At 24.8% G+C, this 20,055-nt stretch carries 7 protein-coding genes; 5 read left to right on the forward strand and 2 right to left on the reverse strand.

The genetic code is table 4. From position 1 onward, the window contains the following. Window positions 1-30 precede the first annotated feature (30 nt). Window positions 31-1,275, forward strand: a complete 1,245-nt coding sequence (locus KQ876_RS01550; RefSeq protein WP_216489992.1) for a DNA cytosine methyltransferase — start codon at window positions 31-33, stop codon at window positions 1,273-1,275. Further along, the gene (locus KQ876_RS04315) at window positions 1,259-4,288 is read left to right on the forward strand and encodes a DUF262 domain-containing protein (protein WP_216489994.1); all 3,030 of its coding nucleotides are present in this window, start codon (window positions 1,259-1,261) and stop codon (window positions 4,286-4,288) included. The genes KQ876_RS01550 and KQ876_RS04315 overlap by 17 nt, the downstream gene beginning before the upstream one ends. A gap of 80 nt (window positions 4,289-4,368) precedes the next feature. Here KQ876_RS04315 and KQ876_RS01560 read toward each other — a convergent pair whose 3' ends face one another. After that, complete coding sequence (locus KQ876_RS01560; RefSeq protein ID WP_216489996.1) at window positions 4,369-5,304, reverse strand: hypothetical protein; 936 nt, start codon at window positions 5,302-5,304, stop codon at window positions 4,369-4,371. A gap of 177 nt (window positions 5,305-5,481) precedes the next feature. Here KQ876_RS01560 and KQ876_RS04320 point away from each other — a divergent pair, with 177 nt between their 5' ends. After that, a complete protein-coding gene (locus tag KQ876_RS04320; RefSeq protein ID WP_216489998.1) occupies window positions 5,482-10,314 on the forward strand; it encodes a DUF4011 domain-containing protein in 4,833 nt (1,610 codons plus the stop codon). 65 nt (window positions 10,315-10,379) lie between these two features. Here the strand turns inward: KQ876_RS04320 and KQ876_RS04325 are convergent, their stop codons facing one another. Beyond that, a complete protein-coding gene (locus tag KQ876_RS04325) occupies window positions 10,380-11,786 on the reverse strand; it encodes a DUF2179 domain-containing protein (RefSeq protein ID WP_205851794.1) in 1,407 nt (468 codons plus the stop codon). Window positions 11,787-12,073: 287 nt separating this feature from the next. On the opposite strand from KQ876_RS04325, the gene KQ876_RS04330 reads away from it, so the two are divergent. Both KQ876_RS04330 and KQ876_RS04335 read left to right on the forward strand, forming a co-directional pair. Further along, on the forward strand, window positions 12,074-16,969 hold the full coding sequence (locus tag KQ876_RS04330; RefSeq protein ID WP_216490000.1) for a family 20 glycosylhydrolase: 4,896 nt from the start codon (window positions 12,074-12,076) through the stop codon (window positions 16,967-16,969). 138 nt (window positions 16,970-17,107) lie between these two features. Continuing rightward, the gene (locus tag KQ876_RS04335) at window positions 17,108-20,029 is read left to right on the forward strand and encodes a glycoside hydrolase N-terminal domain-containing protein (protein ID WP_216490001.1); all 2,922 of its coding nucleotides are present in this window, start codon (window positions 17,108-17,110) and stop codon (window positions 20,027-20,029) included. Window positions 20,030-20,055: the final 26 nt, after the last annotated feature.

Here is a 20,055-nt window from a genome sequence, read left to right on the forward strand (position 1 = left end):
CATATTTATGATAAATGTGGTTATTTTTTAATGCAAAAAAAACGAATTAAAGTATTAGAAACATTTTCAGGTATTGGCGCACAAAATAAGGCAATGAATCAATTGAACAAAAAGTACAACAAAAAGATATTTGAAATCAAAGCAATTGCCGATTGAGATGCTAGAGCTAATATAAGTTATGCTCAAATGCATCATAATTTAGAAGGGAAATATTTAAAAATCTTACAACAATACAATTTAAATACGGAAGAGCAAATAAATTTCTTTTTAAACAAATATACCATTTCTTTAGATTCTAAAAAACCTTCCAAAATAACCCAAAAAGACTACGAATTTAAACAATATTTAGCAGCATCAATATTATTGACCAACAATCAAGTTGATATTACTAAATTAGATCCGAATATATTAGAAGAAGAAAAAATCGATTTAATAACATATTCTTTTCCTTGTCAAGGGTTATCAGTCGCAAGTATGGGTAAAGCTAAAGGAATAAACAATGTTGAATCAACTTCTAATTTAGTATGAGAAATTTATAGAATTTTAAATGAATCAAAAGAAAAACCAAAATATTTGGTTATGGAAAATGTAAAAAATTTATTATCTCAAAAATTCATAAAAGAATATGAAGATTGAAAAAAAGTTTTAAAAAAATTAGGATATAAAACTTTCACCACTGTTATAAATGCATTGGATTCTGGTTCAATTCAAAAGAGAGAACGTGTTTTTGCAATTTCAATTTTAGATAACTTAAAAAGCCCTTTTAAAAATGATCAGGAATTTAAGAAATATTTAGATAAAAAAATGGAAAAGAAAAAATTAAACATAAAAAATAGAGAAAAATATTTTAATAAAATTTTTGATTTTGAATCTAACGAAAAAAACGATGATTTTATAATCAATAATACTCCATCACGTGAAAGAATGATTCAATTACAAATTAATAAAAAGAAGGTTTTAAATAACTCTACAAATTTTGTAATTGATACTGTAACGACAAAACAAGATAGAATACCAAATGTAGGTATTATTGAATATAAGAATAACAAAAACAACAAACTACCTTATAGATTTATTTCAACTAAAGAAGCTTATATGTTGATGGGGTTTGAAGATAAGGATTTTGATAGTTTAAAAAATTTAATAAAAAAGAATATTTTAACTAAAGAATCGCTATATCGACAAGCTGGTAATTCTATAGTTGTACAAGCAATAAAAAATATATTTGAAACAATTAAGGAAATAGAGGACTTAAACTATGAAAAAAATGACTAAAGAAGCTCAAAACATAATTAAAAATCAGGGTGTTGAGCTTTGATCAATAGGAACCGACATAGATAATTATTTTGACTTTTTAAAAAATAATGATGTTAAAAAATATTTTAACAATAATTTTTTGGTGAAAATAACTAATTTAAAAAAAATATATGGAGATGATGAAAATGCAAATAATATTTATTCTCTAAATATAATCGATAAAGAAAGTGATGCAAAAAAACTCGCTCTTTATAAAGAGAATTTATCAATAAGCACATATAATCAAATAGTAAATGTTTTATTAGGATTAAAAATTATTGATTTATATAAAGATGATTCTTATAAATTCAACATTCATTTTAGTAAAATAATTCAAAGTAAAGAAAATTTGATTGAAGGATTTAAGGAATATATTAAGTTTTACATAAAAACTTATTCCAAACCATATTTATTTGACGTAATAGATAATGCTATTCTTGAAGAAAAAGCTTTATTTAGTTCAAATGAAGACATTCAAGTAGTTAGAATGTTAACTAATATTTATGTTAAATTTGATTCAAAAGAATCCAATTTTATTGACTTTTTAAAACTAAAAGCTAAAAATATAAATTATTTTGAGTACTTTTATAACGAATATTTCAAGCAATATGATGATATATTAATTTTATTAAACGATAATCTATCTTCCTTTTACGAAAATTACGAAGTAAAAGATTATTCATGAGTTAAGAAAAAAGTAGAAGATTTTAAATCTTGGAGCGAAACTTATCGTTTAATGAAAGAGTTAGATATTGAAAAAAATGCGTTATCTAATTTAATCGAAAAAAATGCTAGAGAACAACTTTATAAAGACGGAAAACCTATTTTTGCACACTTATTTAGTTTAGGTGAGATTTTAAATGATGGAACAAAATTCTATGTACCTTCATTTCAAAGAGTTTACATGTGAAATGGATATTTGGTAGAAGAATTAATTGAAAATATTTATTCAAGTTTACAAAATAAAAATAAGACAAATAAAGAACAATATGCATTCTTTAATAATATTATTTTGTCTTTTTCGCGTACTAATGTAGAAATATTGGACGGACAACAAAGATTGATGACATTTATAATTTTATTAACTGTTTTATTAAAATTATCTTTAGTATTTTTAGATGCATTTAGAGAAGAAGAATACATTTTGGATAACGAAGATTATCAAAATTTATTACTTTTTAGAGATTTCTACTATGATGTAGTTTATAAAAGACGTATTGATGAATTAAAATCAAACCTTGAAACAGGTGATTCAGAAAACTTTAATACAATTCATAGTATTTTAGGAGATTTCAATACAAGAGGTGATAATAATTATATAAACAACGCAATAGAGTTATCTAAAGTTATTAGTTCATATTTTTATAAATTAGACCTAAATGGTTTAAAAAGATTTTCGGAATTTGTAATTTTCACACTTAAAAATGTCAAATTTACTACAACTATTTTTACCGAAATTTATGATAACCCAACAGAAAAAATTAATATTTTCAAAAATATTAACTTGCATAGTAAAGAATTAAGTGTTTTAGACCTAGTTAAAAGTAGTTTAATTACTTATTTTGATAACTATAACTTACAAAATAAAAATATAAGTATTGAAACAATAGTTAACCTAAACAAAAACATATTTGATAAATATTTTAGAAAAAATCAAAAAGAAACTAAAGATGCAGACATGAATCTTTTAGAATTATTTTATAATTCGATTTATGTTTCAAACAATTGATTTGCAGAAAAAAGAGTTATAGAAGATAAATTTAGCATTTCAAAAAACTCAATTATATATAATAAGTTTGAAGAATTAACATCTAAAATTAACGCAACTATAGAAGATGATAAATACGAGGAATTTTACTTCATTTTTTTCAAGAAAATAGTTTATTTTGAATTTGCAAGAACTGGACATTTAAACAATTTAGATAGCATAGTAAATAAAACTCTTAATAACGGATTGACAAAAGAGCAAATAAAATGATTTAATGATTTTAAATCTACTTTGCTTGAATTTCCTATTTTATCATATCAAATATATAATTTAACAAATGACGGAAACTCAAAAGTGTTTACACCTCTAATTTTTACAATTTTAAACAAATTTAATTTCTTTAACACTCAAATAGAAGACATTAAAAAATACGTAACAAGAATTAGTAAATTAATTTACGAATTAGAACGTTTTGAATTCTTATGAAAAAATACAAATTTTGCCGGTGAATCTTTAGGTAAAAAAATAATTGAATTAAGTAAACTTTTCTTAGATAAAGGTCAATTGGACAACATAAAACAAATTGATGATATTGAATTTGAATCAAAATTAAAATTATTCAAAGAGGCTTTATTTAGTATTCACCCAGAACTTAGATCATCATTGTATATTAATCCTGAAACAGGAGAATATAGATCAAATGAAGTTCTGAGAGAAGAATTAAATGAAAAATATAATAATCATAACTTAGAAAAAAGTGATCTTAAAATTAATAATAACGAAAGAAAAATATTACTAGCTAGAATTAATTCATTTATCGTAAACGATTATAATAAATTCGAAAATGAATTTACTTCTGTTAATAAATTTGATGATTTTAAAACTAATTATGGTTACGAGTCAGTAATCAATAAAACTAACTTAGAATTGGATGATCCAAACGAAGAATATAATGAAAAAGAAATTATGAATTATATTCATAAAATAGGTAATGGAGCTTTATTTAACGAAAAAACAATCAAGGCATTTAATACAAAAAATTCTAAGTTAAAAGAAACTTATAAGGTATCTGAAAATAACTTAATTTTATTTGGCGATAATTTTAAATTGGATAAAAATATATCATTATCACAATTAAATACAAAAGATTTAGATGAATTCGAATTACTTAATAAAAAAATTAAAATAAATAATTATGAAGCTAAAGAATATTTCGATAACATAAACAAAAGAAGTGACCAAATAATAGATATATTAATGGAATTATTTGGGTATAAAGATTAAGAATCTAAAAATAAATAAAAAATTAACATTTCGTAAAATGTTAATTTTTTATATCGAAGTTTACTTTTTTAAAATAACTTTTAATTATTTTCTTCAATAACTTGTCCGTTTAACATTAATTTTAATATATCTACTGTTTTCTTTTGTAGTCAATCTTCACTTTCATTGTTTTTTATTTCAGAATTTATTTTGTCTACATTTTCTTTCAATTTATTAGATCAATAACTTTGATCTATATTCATTTTTCTTTCTTTAAAAGCAAAATCATACGATTCTTTTAAAGTTTTTAAATAAATTAAGTTATAAATAGAAATTAATTTTTCTTTTTTATCAAAAATCTGATTTAAATATTCTTTATTTTGTGTATCTTTCTCTTTAATTATTTTTGATATTTCATCAGATAATTTTAGTAATTCTTTAATTGCGTTATTCATCATTTTTTCAATTTCGGAAAAATTGTGGTTAGATACCGATAAATCAACCGTAAATTTTTCTATTAATTTTTGTATCTTTTCCTTAAATTTATTTTCTTTGGATTCGTCAATGTTATTTTTTTCTCTTCATCAGTTATTTAGCGTTTCTGTTATATATTTATGACTAAAACTATTGAATAATCCTAAGATTTCATCATTGTATTTTTTTCTTAGTCAATACAAGTCGGTTTCATCTAATTCTTCTTTTGTTTGATTTTTATTTTTTATATCAGTTGTATTTTTAGAATCATTATTACTGTTTGATTCTTTAAAATTATTTTTGACGTTTTCTTGATCGTTATTTTTGCTTTTTGATTCTTTGTTTTTTATATTTTCTTCTACTCTTAAACTATCGTTTATTTTTTGGATAGTAGTTTTAGGACTTACAACATTTTTATTATTTGTTTTTTCTTTAGATTCTTTTTGATTGTTCATTTTACTATTGTCATAATTTAACTCATTATTAGCACAACTAAAAGATATTAAACCTACCGAAGGGAGTGTTCCTATAATAAATAATAATTTAGCTATTTTTCTTTTCATTTTTAATACCTCTCTTAAAAATTTTGAATATTATAGCATAAACAAATTTTGAAGAAAATAAAATTAATATTTTTAATATCTAATTATTCGTTTTCATTTTTTTGATAAAAATAAAGTAATATAATTAAAATATATTTTAATTATCGTAACATTATCATTGTAATAAGAAAGGTAAAAATGAACAATAAAATACTAGAAAATTTGAAAATTTGAAAAAATTCTTTATTAGATTTAACTTTAAGGAATAAAGCATTAAATTTTAATATTTTTTCCGAAAAAAATAAAATCGGTTTACCATTTATATCTCCAAATTTAAAAATATTTTTAAACGAAACTGCAAACTACAAAAACATAGATATCGAAAACTTGGATCTTAAAAAAATGAATTTAACTTCCATAGACTCTAAAATAGACTTAGACACATTATTAAAACATAATATTAATGTAAATGATAAAAAATCTATTTATTCTAGTGTAAACGGAAAAGAACAAACTGATAGATTAAAAAAACTTTATAAAAATTACATTTCATTTCAAGAAGAATTTGCTATCAACACATTATTTGTTTCAGTCGGATATTTAAAATGATTTGAAAATCTAGAAGATGATAAGGAACATTTTGCTCCGTTAATGTTAATTTCAACAAATTTAAAAGAAGAGAATAAAAATAAAAAAAGAATTTATCAACTTAATTTCGATGATGAATCAATATTACAACCTAACGAAACACTTTTACAAAAGTTAGAAACTGCATACAAAATAAAAATAGATATTTCTGTTTTGGATAATGAATTGGACAATTATTCAAAATATATAAAATTCAAAGAACTAATTTCATCTAAATTTAACGATCCTAGATGAGAGATTATTGATCAATTATATTTATCTGTTTTTAACTTTAGCAAAATAAACATGCATAAGGATTTAGAAGAAAATGAAGATAAAATAGTATTAAATAATTTTATAAAATCAATTTCTGGAGATGACCAAAATATAGAATTCGAAAAAATAGATGAAACTAATATAGAAGAAAAATTTAAAAGCAATGAGTTATATCATGTTTTAGACGCCGATTCGTCTCAAGAAATTGCTATTCAAAAAGCTATTCAAGGTCAAAGTTTTATTCTTCAAGGTCCGCCAGGAACAGGAAAATCACATACAATAACAAATATAATTAGCGAATTACTTGCGAGAGGTAAAAAGATACTTTTTGTTTCAGAGAAAAAAGCAGCTTTGGATGTTGTTTATAATAACTTAAAGAAAATAGGGTTAGAATCATATTCAATCCCAATTCACAATGAAGATTTAGACAAAAAAATAATCTTGAACGAACTATACAAATCACTTGAAAAAGGTAACAAAAATATTAATATAATTAATTCTCAAATTGAAAATATTATTACTAAATATAGTAATTCATCTAATTTTTTGAATAATTATGGTAGAGAACTTCTCTTGAAAAGAGAACCTATTAAAATGAACTTATATCATATGATTTCAAATTATTATAATTTAGAAAAATATGATGATGTATATTTTAAAATTGATAATTTTAACAATTTAAACCTAGAACAAGTAGAAAAAATCTCGAATTTATTGATCGAATTTGAAGAAAGAATGAATTTTTTTGATAAAAACCCTTTCGTTAATTCGTGATGAGGACTTAAATGAAATTCGTATAGCGAATTAGAAAAAGAAGAAATATTATCGCTAATATATAGCGTTAATTCAAAAATTTCAAATATAGACAATTTGTTAATTCAAGAACACAAAGACTTTACTTTTAATAAAGAAAAATTTGCATTTAATATTGAATTAATTACGGATATTTTTAAGAGAATAATTGATTTTAAGAATAAATATCAGTTAAAAATTGATATAAATGCTTTCACTAAAGATTTAAATTTTGAAATTGATTTATATCAAAAAATATTTGATGAATCTTCAAAAATTGACACTTTAAAAAGTAAATTGGATACTCTGTATAATTTAGAAAAAATTAATTTATTTGACTTTAATAAAGTTAAAAATATTTATTTAGATAACAAAAATAAATTTTTTAAATTTTTAAATTCTAAATGAAGATCAACAATTAAAGACATAAATAGTTTTTCAAAAGAATCAAAGGCAAATTTAGAATTATTTGAAGACAATATTAACTATATTATTGAGTATAAAGATAGAAAAAAAACAATAGAAGAATGTGCGAGTAAGCTAAATTATAGAATTAATGATTATAAAACCGATAATATAAAACAAACTTTGGATATGTTAGTTTTGGTTTCATTTATTAAAGAACAAGAAAAAAATAGTAATTTTAGAATTAATATTCAAAACTTTATAATGATGGTTAACGATGATTTTGGTTATATTAAAAATTTAAATACATGGATAATGGATAATAATCAGTGAATACAAAATATTAATTCACTACAAAATTTGTTTAAATCAGATATTCTAAACCTTAAAAATTTAAATAAGAAAGATTTAGAATCAAAATTGGATAAATTAATTTCCGATCAACCATATATACGTTCTATTACTGAATTAAATAACAATATTATTGAATTAAAAAATAATTATTTATATGACTTCGTTGACAAAATTTTTGAATTAAAAAAATTAGAAAATTACAAAGAAATATTTTTAAAAAGACTATATAAATTACTAATAGATTATCACTTAAACCAAACTAAAGATTCATACAAATTCACAAATACTACTTTAGAAATAAATAAAAAAGAATTTTCTTTAATAGACGAAGAAATTAAAAAAATAGCAAAAATAAAAACTGACGCAAAATTACTGAGTCAAATTCCTTCTATGGAAGGTATTGGTGCTTCAAATCCGGAGATAAAAATTTTAAAAGCAGAAGCTAATAAATCTCGTAGAATTATGCCTTTTAGAAAATTATTTCAAAAAATACCAAATTTATTATTACAATTAAAACCATGTCTGATGATGTCTCCTTTATCAGTAAGTAAATATTTAAGCGGAACTGAAATAAACTTTGATGTAGTTATTTTTGATGAGGCATCTCAAGTTAGACCAGAAAATGCTATAGGTGCAATTTATCGTTCTAATCAACTTATAATTGTAGGTGATAACGAACAATTACCACCGACAAGTTTCTTTGATTCATTAAATGATAATGAAGAGATTCATGAAGAATATGAAGATGAAAATGATATTTCCATTAAAGGTTTTGATTCCATATTAGAACTATCAAATATAGCACTTCCAACCATTAAATTAAGATGACATTATCGGTCAGAATTTGATCAACTAATTTATCCTTCAAATTATGAAATATATGATGATTTAGTTACATTTCCAGCAAGTAGAATTCCGGGACGTTTTGAGGCTATTCAATTTCAAAAAGTAAGTGGTATTTTTGATAGTGGCATAAACAAAGCTGAAGCTGAAACGGTTATTAATATCCTCGAACAAATAATGAAGGAAAAAGAAACAAATATATCTATAGGTATAGTAACATTTAATATTAAACAACAAATGTATATAGAAGGATTAGTTGAAAAATTTAGAGATAAACATCCGGAATACGAGCCGTTTTTTGATAGAAAAGCAAAAGAACCCTTATTCATAAAAAATATTGAAACGGTACAAGGTGATGAACGTGATATTATAATTATTAGTAGTGTATACGGTAAAGATATTAAAGGAAATATTTCAATGCATTTTGGGCCAATTAATCATAGTAACGGTTACAAACGTTTAAACGTTGCTTTTACAAGAGCTAAAAAGGGTGTAATTCTTGTCTCATCATTATCTTGAACTGATATAGATTTAGAAAGATCTAGTTCGCGTGGAATAAAATTCTTTAAAGATTATTTAAAAATTGCTGAGTTTGGAATTAATAACGAAATAATCAATTTAGAAAATGATATTAATAAATCAGGATTTGAAGATGAATTATATAACGAATTGACTAATAAAGGTTTTAAAATAAAAAAACACATTGGTAATTCTGATTTTAAAGTTGATTTGGCAGTATTAGATCCAAATAATGAAAATAATTACTTATTGGGTATAGAAATAGATGCTGAATCATATAATTGAGCAAAAACTACACGCGATAGAGATAAATTAAGACAACAAATTTTAAAAAATAGGGGATGAAATATATATCGTGTTTGAAGTGTTGATTGATTTAGAAATAAAAGTCAACAACTTCAAAAACTTTTAGACGCTATCGAATCAGCAATAAACTCAAACCAAAATAAAAATATAAACGAAGATATAAATGAAGCTCTTATGAATAAACCAAATATCATAAGAGAGGATTATAGTGAGACCATACAAGAAAGAGCTGACGAGGAAAATTCGAAAGTAAATAACATCAGTCAAAATATAGATAAAAACTATGATGCCATAAATCAATATTTTATTGTCGAAGAAAGAGAACCTGAAGAAATAGAATTTAATATATGACCAAACTTTGACTTCAATACAATAAATAATATGCTTTATGAACTTTTTGACGGAAATAAAGAATTATTATACAAAACATTGATAAAACAATACAAAATAATACACGAAAAACAATTGCAAAATATATTTAAATATTCATTTAATACATCTACTTTTAGTAAAAGAATAAGAGAAGTATATGATGCAGTTATAAATAGATTTAAAAACGAAGGTTTTATTAGAATAGAAAAGGGTTATGATGACACTCTTGATAATAATTTTATTGTTCTAAACGAAACTGATACAGATGAAATATTATTTTACGGGTATAACGAAGAAAATAAGAGAAAATCAAATGAAATAAGTGTGTATGAATATAAAGATATAATATTAAAGATATTAAAACAAATACATTTTATAGATCGCGGCTCTTTACATAAAAAACTATTAGAATATATCGGTTATAAATCTACAAATCTGCAAACTTCCAGAATTTTCAATTATGTTTTAGAAAAAATGATTAATGAAAATCTAATAAAATTTAACGAAGATGCAAATATATATAGTTTAATTGAGTAAAAAAATAAATATAAAAAAATGCACAATAACAAGTTGTGCATTTTAAATTCAACATTTTTATATATCTAGAACTTATTTTTTGGTAAATATATGTAACCATCAATACTTCTAACATCTGTTATTGAAATAAAAGCATCTTCGTCAACTTTACGTACATCGTTTATTATTCTATTTACTTGTCTAAATAATGTAATAGATGTAATAACATAATATCCGCTTGAACTATATCCACCTTTTGCTTTAAATTTGGTTAATCCTGAAACGATTTTCTTATCTGAAGAAATAACATTTGCGATTTGATTATGTTTTTTCATTGAATAAATCTCGACTTTAACCAATTTAAATTTTGGATATAATTTATTTAAAACTGCAATATATACAACGTTTGTTAATATTGTAGCAACAAAATTAGGAGATAAGTATAATTCAAATTTTCAAGCTTTTGAAGTAATATCTTTAATTAATTCAGGATTAGTTGAATTAGCATTAGCTTGATCTAATAATATAGAACCAGGTAATCATGAACCTAATAAAACACCAATTACTACAATAATTATATTCATATATCCAGAAATTGATCCAAATGATTTTTGTTTTTCGTTAGCGTATCATTCACCTATAATACCCGTTACCCCTGCTGTACCACCTATTATTTGAATAATAGCAAAAACTCACGCAAGAAGAAATCCGTATACTGATGCTGAGATAAATAAAGCAATTATATTACCACCATCGTTTCATAAAAGAGGAATAATAGAACTTAGAGATTCTTTATAACCTCCGTCTATACTTTTGAAAACTTCTTTAATTCTTGGATTAGAAAAATCACCTATTAATGAAAAATTTGAACCAGGAATAATACCTATTGAAAATGATATTATCGATGATACAACTAAGAAAATAACTGTTAAATGCCCGAATACTTTACCTATTTTTTTATACCCAAAAATAAATATAGGAATACTCAAAATAATATAAGCAATCCAAAATACAAATTGTTCAATTAAATTTCTTGTTATTACGCTAATTCCTGAATCGGGTTTAAAAAACACAACTATCAATCTTGCTAACGATTGACCTACGGCGGCAAGACCAAAATTATATATACCTACATTTTTAACCAAGAAAACACTTATAACACCAAAAAAAATAGCTGTAATCACTGTGATTAAGATTAATTTTCACATCGGCATTATTGAATATAATCTATTTAATTTAAGACCAAAATTAGACATTTTAGTTCTATTATAAATAGTATTTTTCTTAACCAATCTATTTCTTATTTGTTCACCGGAAAATAAAACGTCAGCAATATCCTGATCAAAATTATTACCTGTTATTTTATTTATCAAGGACTGTGAATCATTTGAATATTGTTCAATTATATTTTCGTCTAAAATACATTCTTTTTCATTTTGGTCTATATCAAGATCAACTTCTTTTTGATTCTTATTATCTAAATTATTGTCCATTTTAAAATACCTCCTTATTATTAATTTTAAAAATAAAAATGTAAACTAGTTACATTAATTGATATATTTTTTATTATACTATTATTTTACATAAAAGTTTATAAAATTGGTTAAAAAACCACATTTTACATAATTCACATATTATATCATATTTTTTATAAAAAGAAGTTTAAAAATATTAAATACAATTACTAGATTAGTTACTTTGTTTCCTTTAAAATAATGTTGATATGGTTTAACCATATGAAAAATATGATACAAAAATAGTTAATTAGAGGTTAATAAAAATGTTAAAAAATAATATTAAAAAAATTATTTATCTAGGAATAATGAGTGCAGGAGTAGTTAGTTCAGCATCATTAATTTTAGCAAACTCAAATCAAAATAAAAATGAAAATAAAAACACAATTGTTAAAGTTGATAAATTATATGCCGAAAATAATTCTACAATTGCAGAAGATTTAAGTCCAACTGACGAAGAACAAGAAAATCTAATCGTTGATGGTTCAACTGCCACAGCTTCTTCGCAAGAAAGCAATAATCCAGCACAAAACGCTATAGATGCTGCTAAAGCTTCGACAAGATGAGCGACAGATCAAGGATCAAAACCTCAGTATTTAGATGTTAAATTGAAAAACGCAAGTACGATTTCATCATTTAATTTATTATTTGAAAGAGATAATGTTAGAGAATTTAAAATTTTCGCTACTAATGAAGAAAACACAAACAATATAGAAAATGATAATAATTTAATTTATCACTATAATGTAGATGCAAATAAGAGACAAAATGTTTTTAAAACAAATTTTACTAAAACAGTTAAAAATGCAAAAAATATTCGTATCAGAATTTTAAAATATGACCCAGATGGAAGAACAATCCATTCGGGGGCTGGATGACAAAATGTTTCAATACAAAATTTTGAATTATACAAGAGACCTATTGATGATTTTGGACCAACAAATCAACAACAACCTAATTTGATTAAAAACAACGCAACTGCTACCTCCCCAGATAATGAAGGAGCAGGACATACACCTGACAAAGTAGTTGATTCAAACGATCAAACAAGATGAGCTACAAACAAATCAGATAATGGTGTTGTAAGATATATTGATATTTCTTTAACTGAAGCTAAAAGTATATCTTCATTTAGATTACTTTTAGAACGTGCGAATGTTCGTCAATTTCAAATATTTGCCACTTCAGCATTAGACACAAATAATATAGAAAATAACGATAATAAAGTATATGAATATAATGCCGAAGGTGACAACAGAAAAAAAGAAATTATACAAAACTTTACTAAAACCGTTAAAAACGCAAAAAATATTAGAATCAAATTTACAAACTATGATGCACAGGGAGTTGTAAATAAAACAAATTGAAGAAATATATCTGTTTTTAGTTTTGAAGCATATAAAAAATTCATAGATTTGACTTCAGAAAGACAATACCCAGCAGATCTTATAAGCGATACTAACCCAAATGACACCGCAGCTACAAGCGAAATACAAGAAAACAGATTAAAAAATCAAGCGGTGGTTGCTAGTGCAATAGAAAATAATACATTAAACGCAAATAAAGCTGTAGACGGAAATAGAACTAAACCATCTAGATGAGGAACACCAAGAGTAAATAATAATGATAATAATTTTGATCCAGAAGATAGAATATTGACCATCAATTTAGATGGAGGTAAAACATTATCATCATTTAACATTCTATTTGAGCGTGATAATATTTCTGATTTTGAAATTTACGCATCTTCAAAAGCTATGGACGCAAACATTGAAAATGAATCAAATAAAGTTTATTCATATGATGTAAATAACAAATTAGATGATCGTAAAAAAGAAATTACTGCAAACTTTACAAAACCGGTAATTAACGCAAGAACATTAAGACTTAAGATTAAAAATTATCAATCAAATGCAAAATCAGACCATGATGGTTGAAGAAGTGCCGCTGTAATTGAGTTCGAAGCATACAAAAAACCAATAGATTTTAACTCTGGATTTTATCGGGTACAATCAACATTAGAAAATTGAAAACCTACATTAAATGAGGAAAAAACAAAATTAATATTACCAGAAGGGTTAGATAATTCAAAATTAAAACTATTTGCAGATTATGAACAAGTTATCGATGAACAATACAACGTCTATCAACCATTAACTGATAAAACAGTTGTTCTTGATTTAAATTACAAAGACGGAAATAGAGAATTTAATAAAACATATAATTTCGTAGTTCCAGGTAAACATACACAAGTTGAAGATAAGAACCAAAAACCAAAAGTTGCAGTTGAGATTTCAGAATGATATTCAGACAGTAATGAAAAACTAACTTTAAATGAAGATTTAAAAGTATACTTTAAAGGTGAAATAAACGATAAAATTAATGCTGTATTTAATGAATTAAAAGAGGATTATAAAGAATTATTTGGAAAAGACCTAGAAATCTTAAAGACCGATTCAAATGTAACTAATGGAAATATTTTATTTGATTTATCAGAAAAATCAATTGGTGGTTTCGATAACGAAACATATTCAATGAATATAAATGATAACGTTACAATTAAAGCCACTGATGCCGTAGGAGTTTACTGAGCAACACGTACATTATTGCAAATGATAAAACTCGACCCTGAACAAAAACTTGTTAAAGGAGAAATGAAAGATTATCCTAAATTCAAGAAAAGAGGTATGTCATTTGACGTAGGTAGAAAAGCAGTTTCTATGGATATTCTAAAAGATATCGTTAAACAAATGTCATGATATAAAATGAATGATTTCCAAGTTCATTTAACAGATAACTTAATTTTCTTAGAAGATTACTACGACCAAGCAAAAGGCTCAAACAACGCGCTTAAAGCATATTCAGGTTGAAGACTTGAGTCAAGCCATAAAAATGATGAAGGTGTTACATTACATAACCAAGACTATCATTATACAAAAGCTGAATTCAAAAACTTTATTGATCAAAGTAGATTATTAGGTGTTGAAATCGTTCCTGAATTAGATTTCCCGGCTCACGCAATAGCATTTACTAAATTACACCCAGAATTAGCAGTTCAAGGGTACTCACAATTTGGTGGCGGAAGAAGATCTCTTGCTGATCACATTGATATTAGAAAACCAGAGGCAGTAAAATTAATTAAAGATATTTTAGATGAATACGTAAATGAAGGTGGAATTTTCGATAAAACCACTGGAACTAATGTTCATATTGGTGCTGATGAATTCTTCTCTGATCATGACGCTTACTATAGATTCGTAAACGATATGTTCAAGTACTTTAAAGAAAAAGAAGTTCAAGTTCGTATTTGGGGAAGTTTTAAATGATTTAAATCTAATACCGAAAAAATTGATGAAGATTTAAAAGAAAACGTAATTATGAATATTTGAAGTTTACAATGAGCAGATCCTGTTCAAATGTACAAAGAAGGATATTCATTAATTCATACATTAGATCAACCAACTTATATAGTTCCTAACGGGAGTGGTCGTCAAGGTGCATACAATGATAGATTCAATGTTAGTGGAATTTATAATGGATACGAAGCTAATGTAATTGGTGGAAATAGAATACCTGCAGGATCAAAACAAATGCTAGGTGGTTCATTTGCTGTTTGAGGTGACTCGGTCATAGATACTCACCATAGTGGACTTACAGAATATGACGAGTTCTTAAGAATAAAAGAAATGATTCCATATTTTGCAACAAGAGTTTGAGGAATTGGTGACGGCTTAGATCAAAACTTTAACGATTACACAAACAATGTAGTAAATAAATTAAATTTAGCTCCCGGAATTAATCCAGGTCATGAATTTACATTAAAAGATTATGATAAACAATTATTTAATTTTGATTTATCAGGTAAAAATGATAATGAAAAATTATTATCCAAATCTGGTGAAGCGGTAAAAATGGAATTAGGAGAAAATACATCATTAAGCGAAGATTTAGTTGGTGAAGATATTACAACCGCTATTGAACTTAAAGGTGGTAATTCACAAGTTAAATTGGGATATGGAAAATTACCATTTAATACAAAAATAACTTTCAAAATTAAACGTCAAGAAGTTGATCAACCTGAGGAAATACTATTCTATGCTCCAACTGCATATGGACAATTAGCAATTAAAACCAAACAAAAAGATACAAATAAATTTGGATTTAGTCAAGAGTTAAACGATTATTCATTTGATTATGAATTACCAATCGGTGAGTGACACGAAATTAGTTTAATAACAGTTCCAAATAATAGAATGGTTGGAATTGTGAAATTATTTGTTGACGGAGAAGAAGTAGGTGGTGTACCAGTAGGTACAAATTATGTATTCAAAGATGGTAGACAACATACATTTAATGGAGCTTCAAGTTTATTTATTCCGATGGAATATTTAGGTTCTAAAGAAAATTCATTTAAAGGTTTAATAAAAGATCTTAGACACGATAAAGATTTCACTATTAACAAAGTTGAAAAAGATTCATTAGAAAGACCAGAAGTATCACTAAAAAATACAGTTGATTGAAATAATTTTGACATAAAATATTTGGACATACCTTCTAACGAAGAATATGATTATAAAGTTGAACTATCAAAAGTTGATAAAGATAATAAAATAGTTATGGGTAAAGTTATTATTAATAAAAAATCAAACCCTGAAATTAAAGTATCTAAAAACTTTATTTTAGATAATAGTTCAGTAACTAATATTGATTCAAATACAAGTGATAACGCACCAAGTCAGCCTGAAACAACAGTAGATGAAAATACCACAACACCAAGTGACAATCAAAAAGACGACAAAACAAATACTGATTCAAATACAAGTGATAACGCACCAAGTCAGCCTGAAACAACAGTAGATGAAAATACTACAAAACCAAGTGACAATCAAAAAGACGACAAGACAAACTCTGATTCAAATACAAATAACAATACTCCAAGTCAGCCTGAAACAACAGTAGATGAAAATACTACAAAACCAAGTGACAATCAAAAAGACGACAAAACAAATACTGATTCAAATACAAATAATGATGAAAATAGCAAAAAAACAAAATCTAAAAATACAACAGGAATAGTTGTAACAAGTGTTACAATATCAAGTATTATGGCATTTTTAGGATTGCTATTAGTATTCTTTAAAAGAAGAAAAAAATCTAAATAAAACTACTTAAAAACAACACAAAAAAAGTGTTGTTTTTAATTATAAATTAATTGCATTTTATGAATAAAAAAACCATAATAAATTATAGAATTGCGAAAATGTTAATATTATATTATTAAAAATATAATAAGGAGCATAATGAAATTTAAAAAGATATTAATACCATTATTAAGTTCAGTGGTATCTATTCCAAGTTTTTTATCAATATCAACTCAAATAAATAATAATTCAAATTCAAACGAACAAATAATCGCCAATCAAGAATTAGAATTAAAATATAACGAAATAATATCTAATTTTAATCGTGATAATTGAATGAATAATGGATTAGGAATAGGTAATGGTGATCAAGGTGCAACTATTTTTGGAGGTGTTCGCAACGAAAGAATACAATTAAACGAAAAAACAATTTGGACTGGTGGACCAAAATCAAATGAAGAAAATAATGGTGGGAATACCCCGATTGCTTCGGAAAATAATAAACATCATTTTGAATATTTAGATCAAATAAGAAAACTACTATCCGAGAATAAAATTGAAGAAGCAAAACAAATTGCTAATTCTAAATTTATCGGACCACATAATCGTTTATATGGAAAATACATTTCTATGGCTAATGTAGATATTACAGAAAGAAATGCATTTGAACAAAGTGATATTGTAGATTATTCTAAATCATTAAACATATCAAAATCACTAACTACAGTTTCTTATAAAGTTGATGAAACAGAGTATACTAGAGAATATTTTGCTAGTTATCCTGATGATGTTATTGTGATTTCAATGAGTGCAAAAGGTAGAAACAAACTTAACTTTGATTTAGATTTAACTGGTACAAACAATAACGAACAATTAAAACAATATACAAAAAATATTGATTTAGAAAAAAGAGAAATTAGTTTAGACGGTATTGTTAAAGATAACGGATTAAAATTCGCGAGTGTTTTAAGAGTTAAAGAAATAGAAGGTGAAAATAATACAATTACCAAAGAAGGAAATAAACTAAGAATTTCAAATGCATCAAAAGTTTATTTTGTTATTCAATCAAAAAGTGATTATGAATTGAAATTTCCAACATATAGAAAAGAAAACTTTAATCCTTTAAACTACATTAAGAATAATTTAGACAAACTAAACAAAACATATGAACAAATAAAATCTGATCATATTAAAGATTACAAATCGCTTTTTGATCGTGTAAAATTAAATATAGCTAAAAAACCTGAATATAAAAATTTAAAAGATCTTATCGATAAATATCGTAAAAATACTTTAGATAGAAATTCAAAAAATTATCTTGAGCAGCTATTGTTTCAATTCGGTAGATATTTAGCAATTTCTGGAAGTAGACCCCACAAAGATTATAAAAGTTTACCAACAAACCTTCAAGGTATTTGGAACATGGATGATGCACCGGCTTGAAATAGTGATTACCATTTAAATGTTAATTTACAAATGAACTATTGAGCATCATTAATGACTAATTTATCAGAAACAATAATTCCTTTATTAGACTATATCGACGACCTACGTCTTGGTGGAAGATTAGCAGCTAAAGAGTATTCAAATATTGCTTCAGATAATTCTAACCCTACAAACGGTTGATTAGCACACACTCAAGCAACACCATTTGGTTTTAGTGCTCCTGGTTGAGAATTTAACTGAGGTTGATCTCCTGCTTCTAATGCATGAATAGTTCACGAAATATATAATCATTTTGAATACACTTTAGATGAAAAATTATTTGTTGAACGTATATTTCCTTTATTAGAAGAAACTGCAAAATTTTGAGATCAATATTTATATTATGATCAAAAAACAGATAGATGAGTTTCAGCGCCTTCATTTTCTCCGGAGCATGGTACTGTTTCTCTAGGGAATACATACGATCAATCATTGGTTGCTCAGTTATTCATTGATTACATCAATGCAACAAATTATTTATCAAAAAATAATTTAGGTAATTTTGACTCAGAATTAGTTAGATCAATCAAGGAAAAACAACCAAAATTAAAACCTTTAAACATTGGTGATGATGGACAAATTAAAGAATGATACGAAGAAGGTAAATACAACAGATACAAAGATGGTAGAATTATTTCAAATGATAACAGACACCGTCACACAAGTCAATTAATTGGACTATTCCCTGGAAATATTTTTGAAAAAGAAGAAGACATTCAAGCTGCTAAAAAAACTTTAGAATTACGTGGTAATTTTGGTGCAGGTTGAGGTAAAGCTAATAAAATTAACTTATGAGCTAATCTATATGAAGGTAATAATGCACATTCTGTTCTTGAAGATATGTTTACTCAAAATAATATAATGAATAATTTATGAGATAATATTAGAGAAGGTGCAAATGCTTTTCAAATCGAAGCTAATTTCGGAATAGTTAGTGGTATTGCACAAATGCTTTTACAATCCAATAAAGAATATATTAAATTACTACCCGCTTTACCCGATGCTTATAACGATGGTAATGTAAGCGGTTTACTCGCAAGGGGTAACTTTACAATTGATTTAGATTGAAAAAATAAAAATTTAAAATATACAAAAATTAAATCTAATGTAGGCGGAGATTTAAAACTTGAATATAATAACATAGCATTCAAATCTATTTATTTAAATGGTGAAAAAGTTTCAATAAAACCTAACGAAAGTGATAAGATAGTAATCAGAACTCAAAAAAATGATATAGTTGAAATTGCCGACTCATTTTCAGACATTAAAAAAGGTGTAACTTATAGTCCGGAATATGAAAACTCTCAAAATTCTTCAAATGCTAAACCTAATAATAGCGAAACTTCAAAAAATAAAAAAGTAGAAGAAACTGTTGATTATTTAAATAAAATAACAAAAAGTAATATTCAAAATAACGAAAAAGAAAATGATACTAAAACAATTGAAGAAAAAACAGAAAACAAAGAACCAAAAACAACTACTGCCCCTGCAAAAAGTAAAAGTAACCAACAATTTAAAATATTAGGTGGTTTAATAGTTGTTATAGGCATAATAACTGCCATTATATTATTTAAAAACAGAAAAAAGAAACAATAAAATAAAAAATGACACATAAATATTGT

It is taken from the genome of Mycoplasma sp. CSL7491-lung (genome assembly GCF_018913965.1).
GTDB lineage: Bacteria > Bacillota_I > Bacilli_A > Mycoplasmatales > Metamycoplasmataceae > Mycoplasmopsis.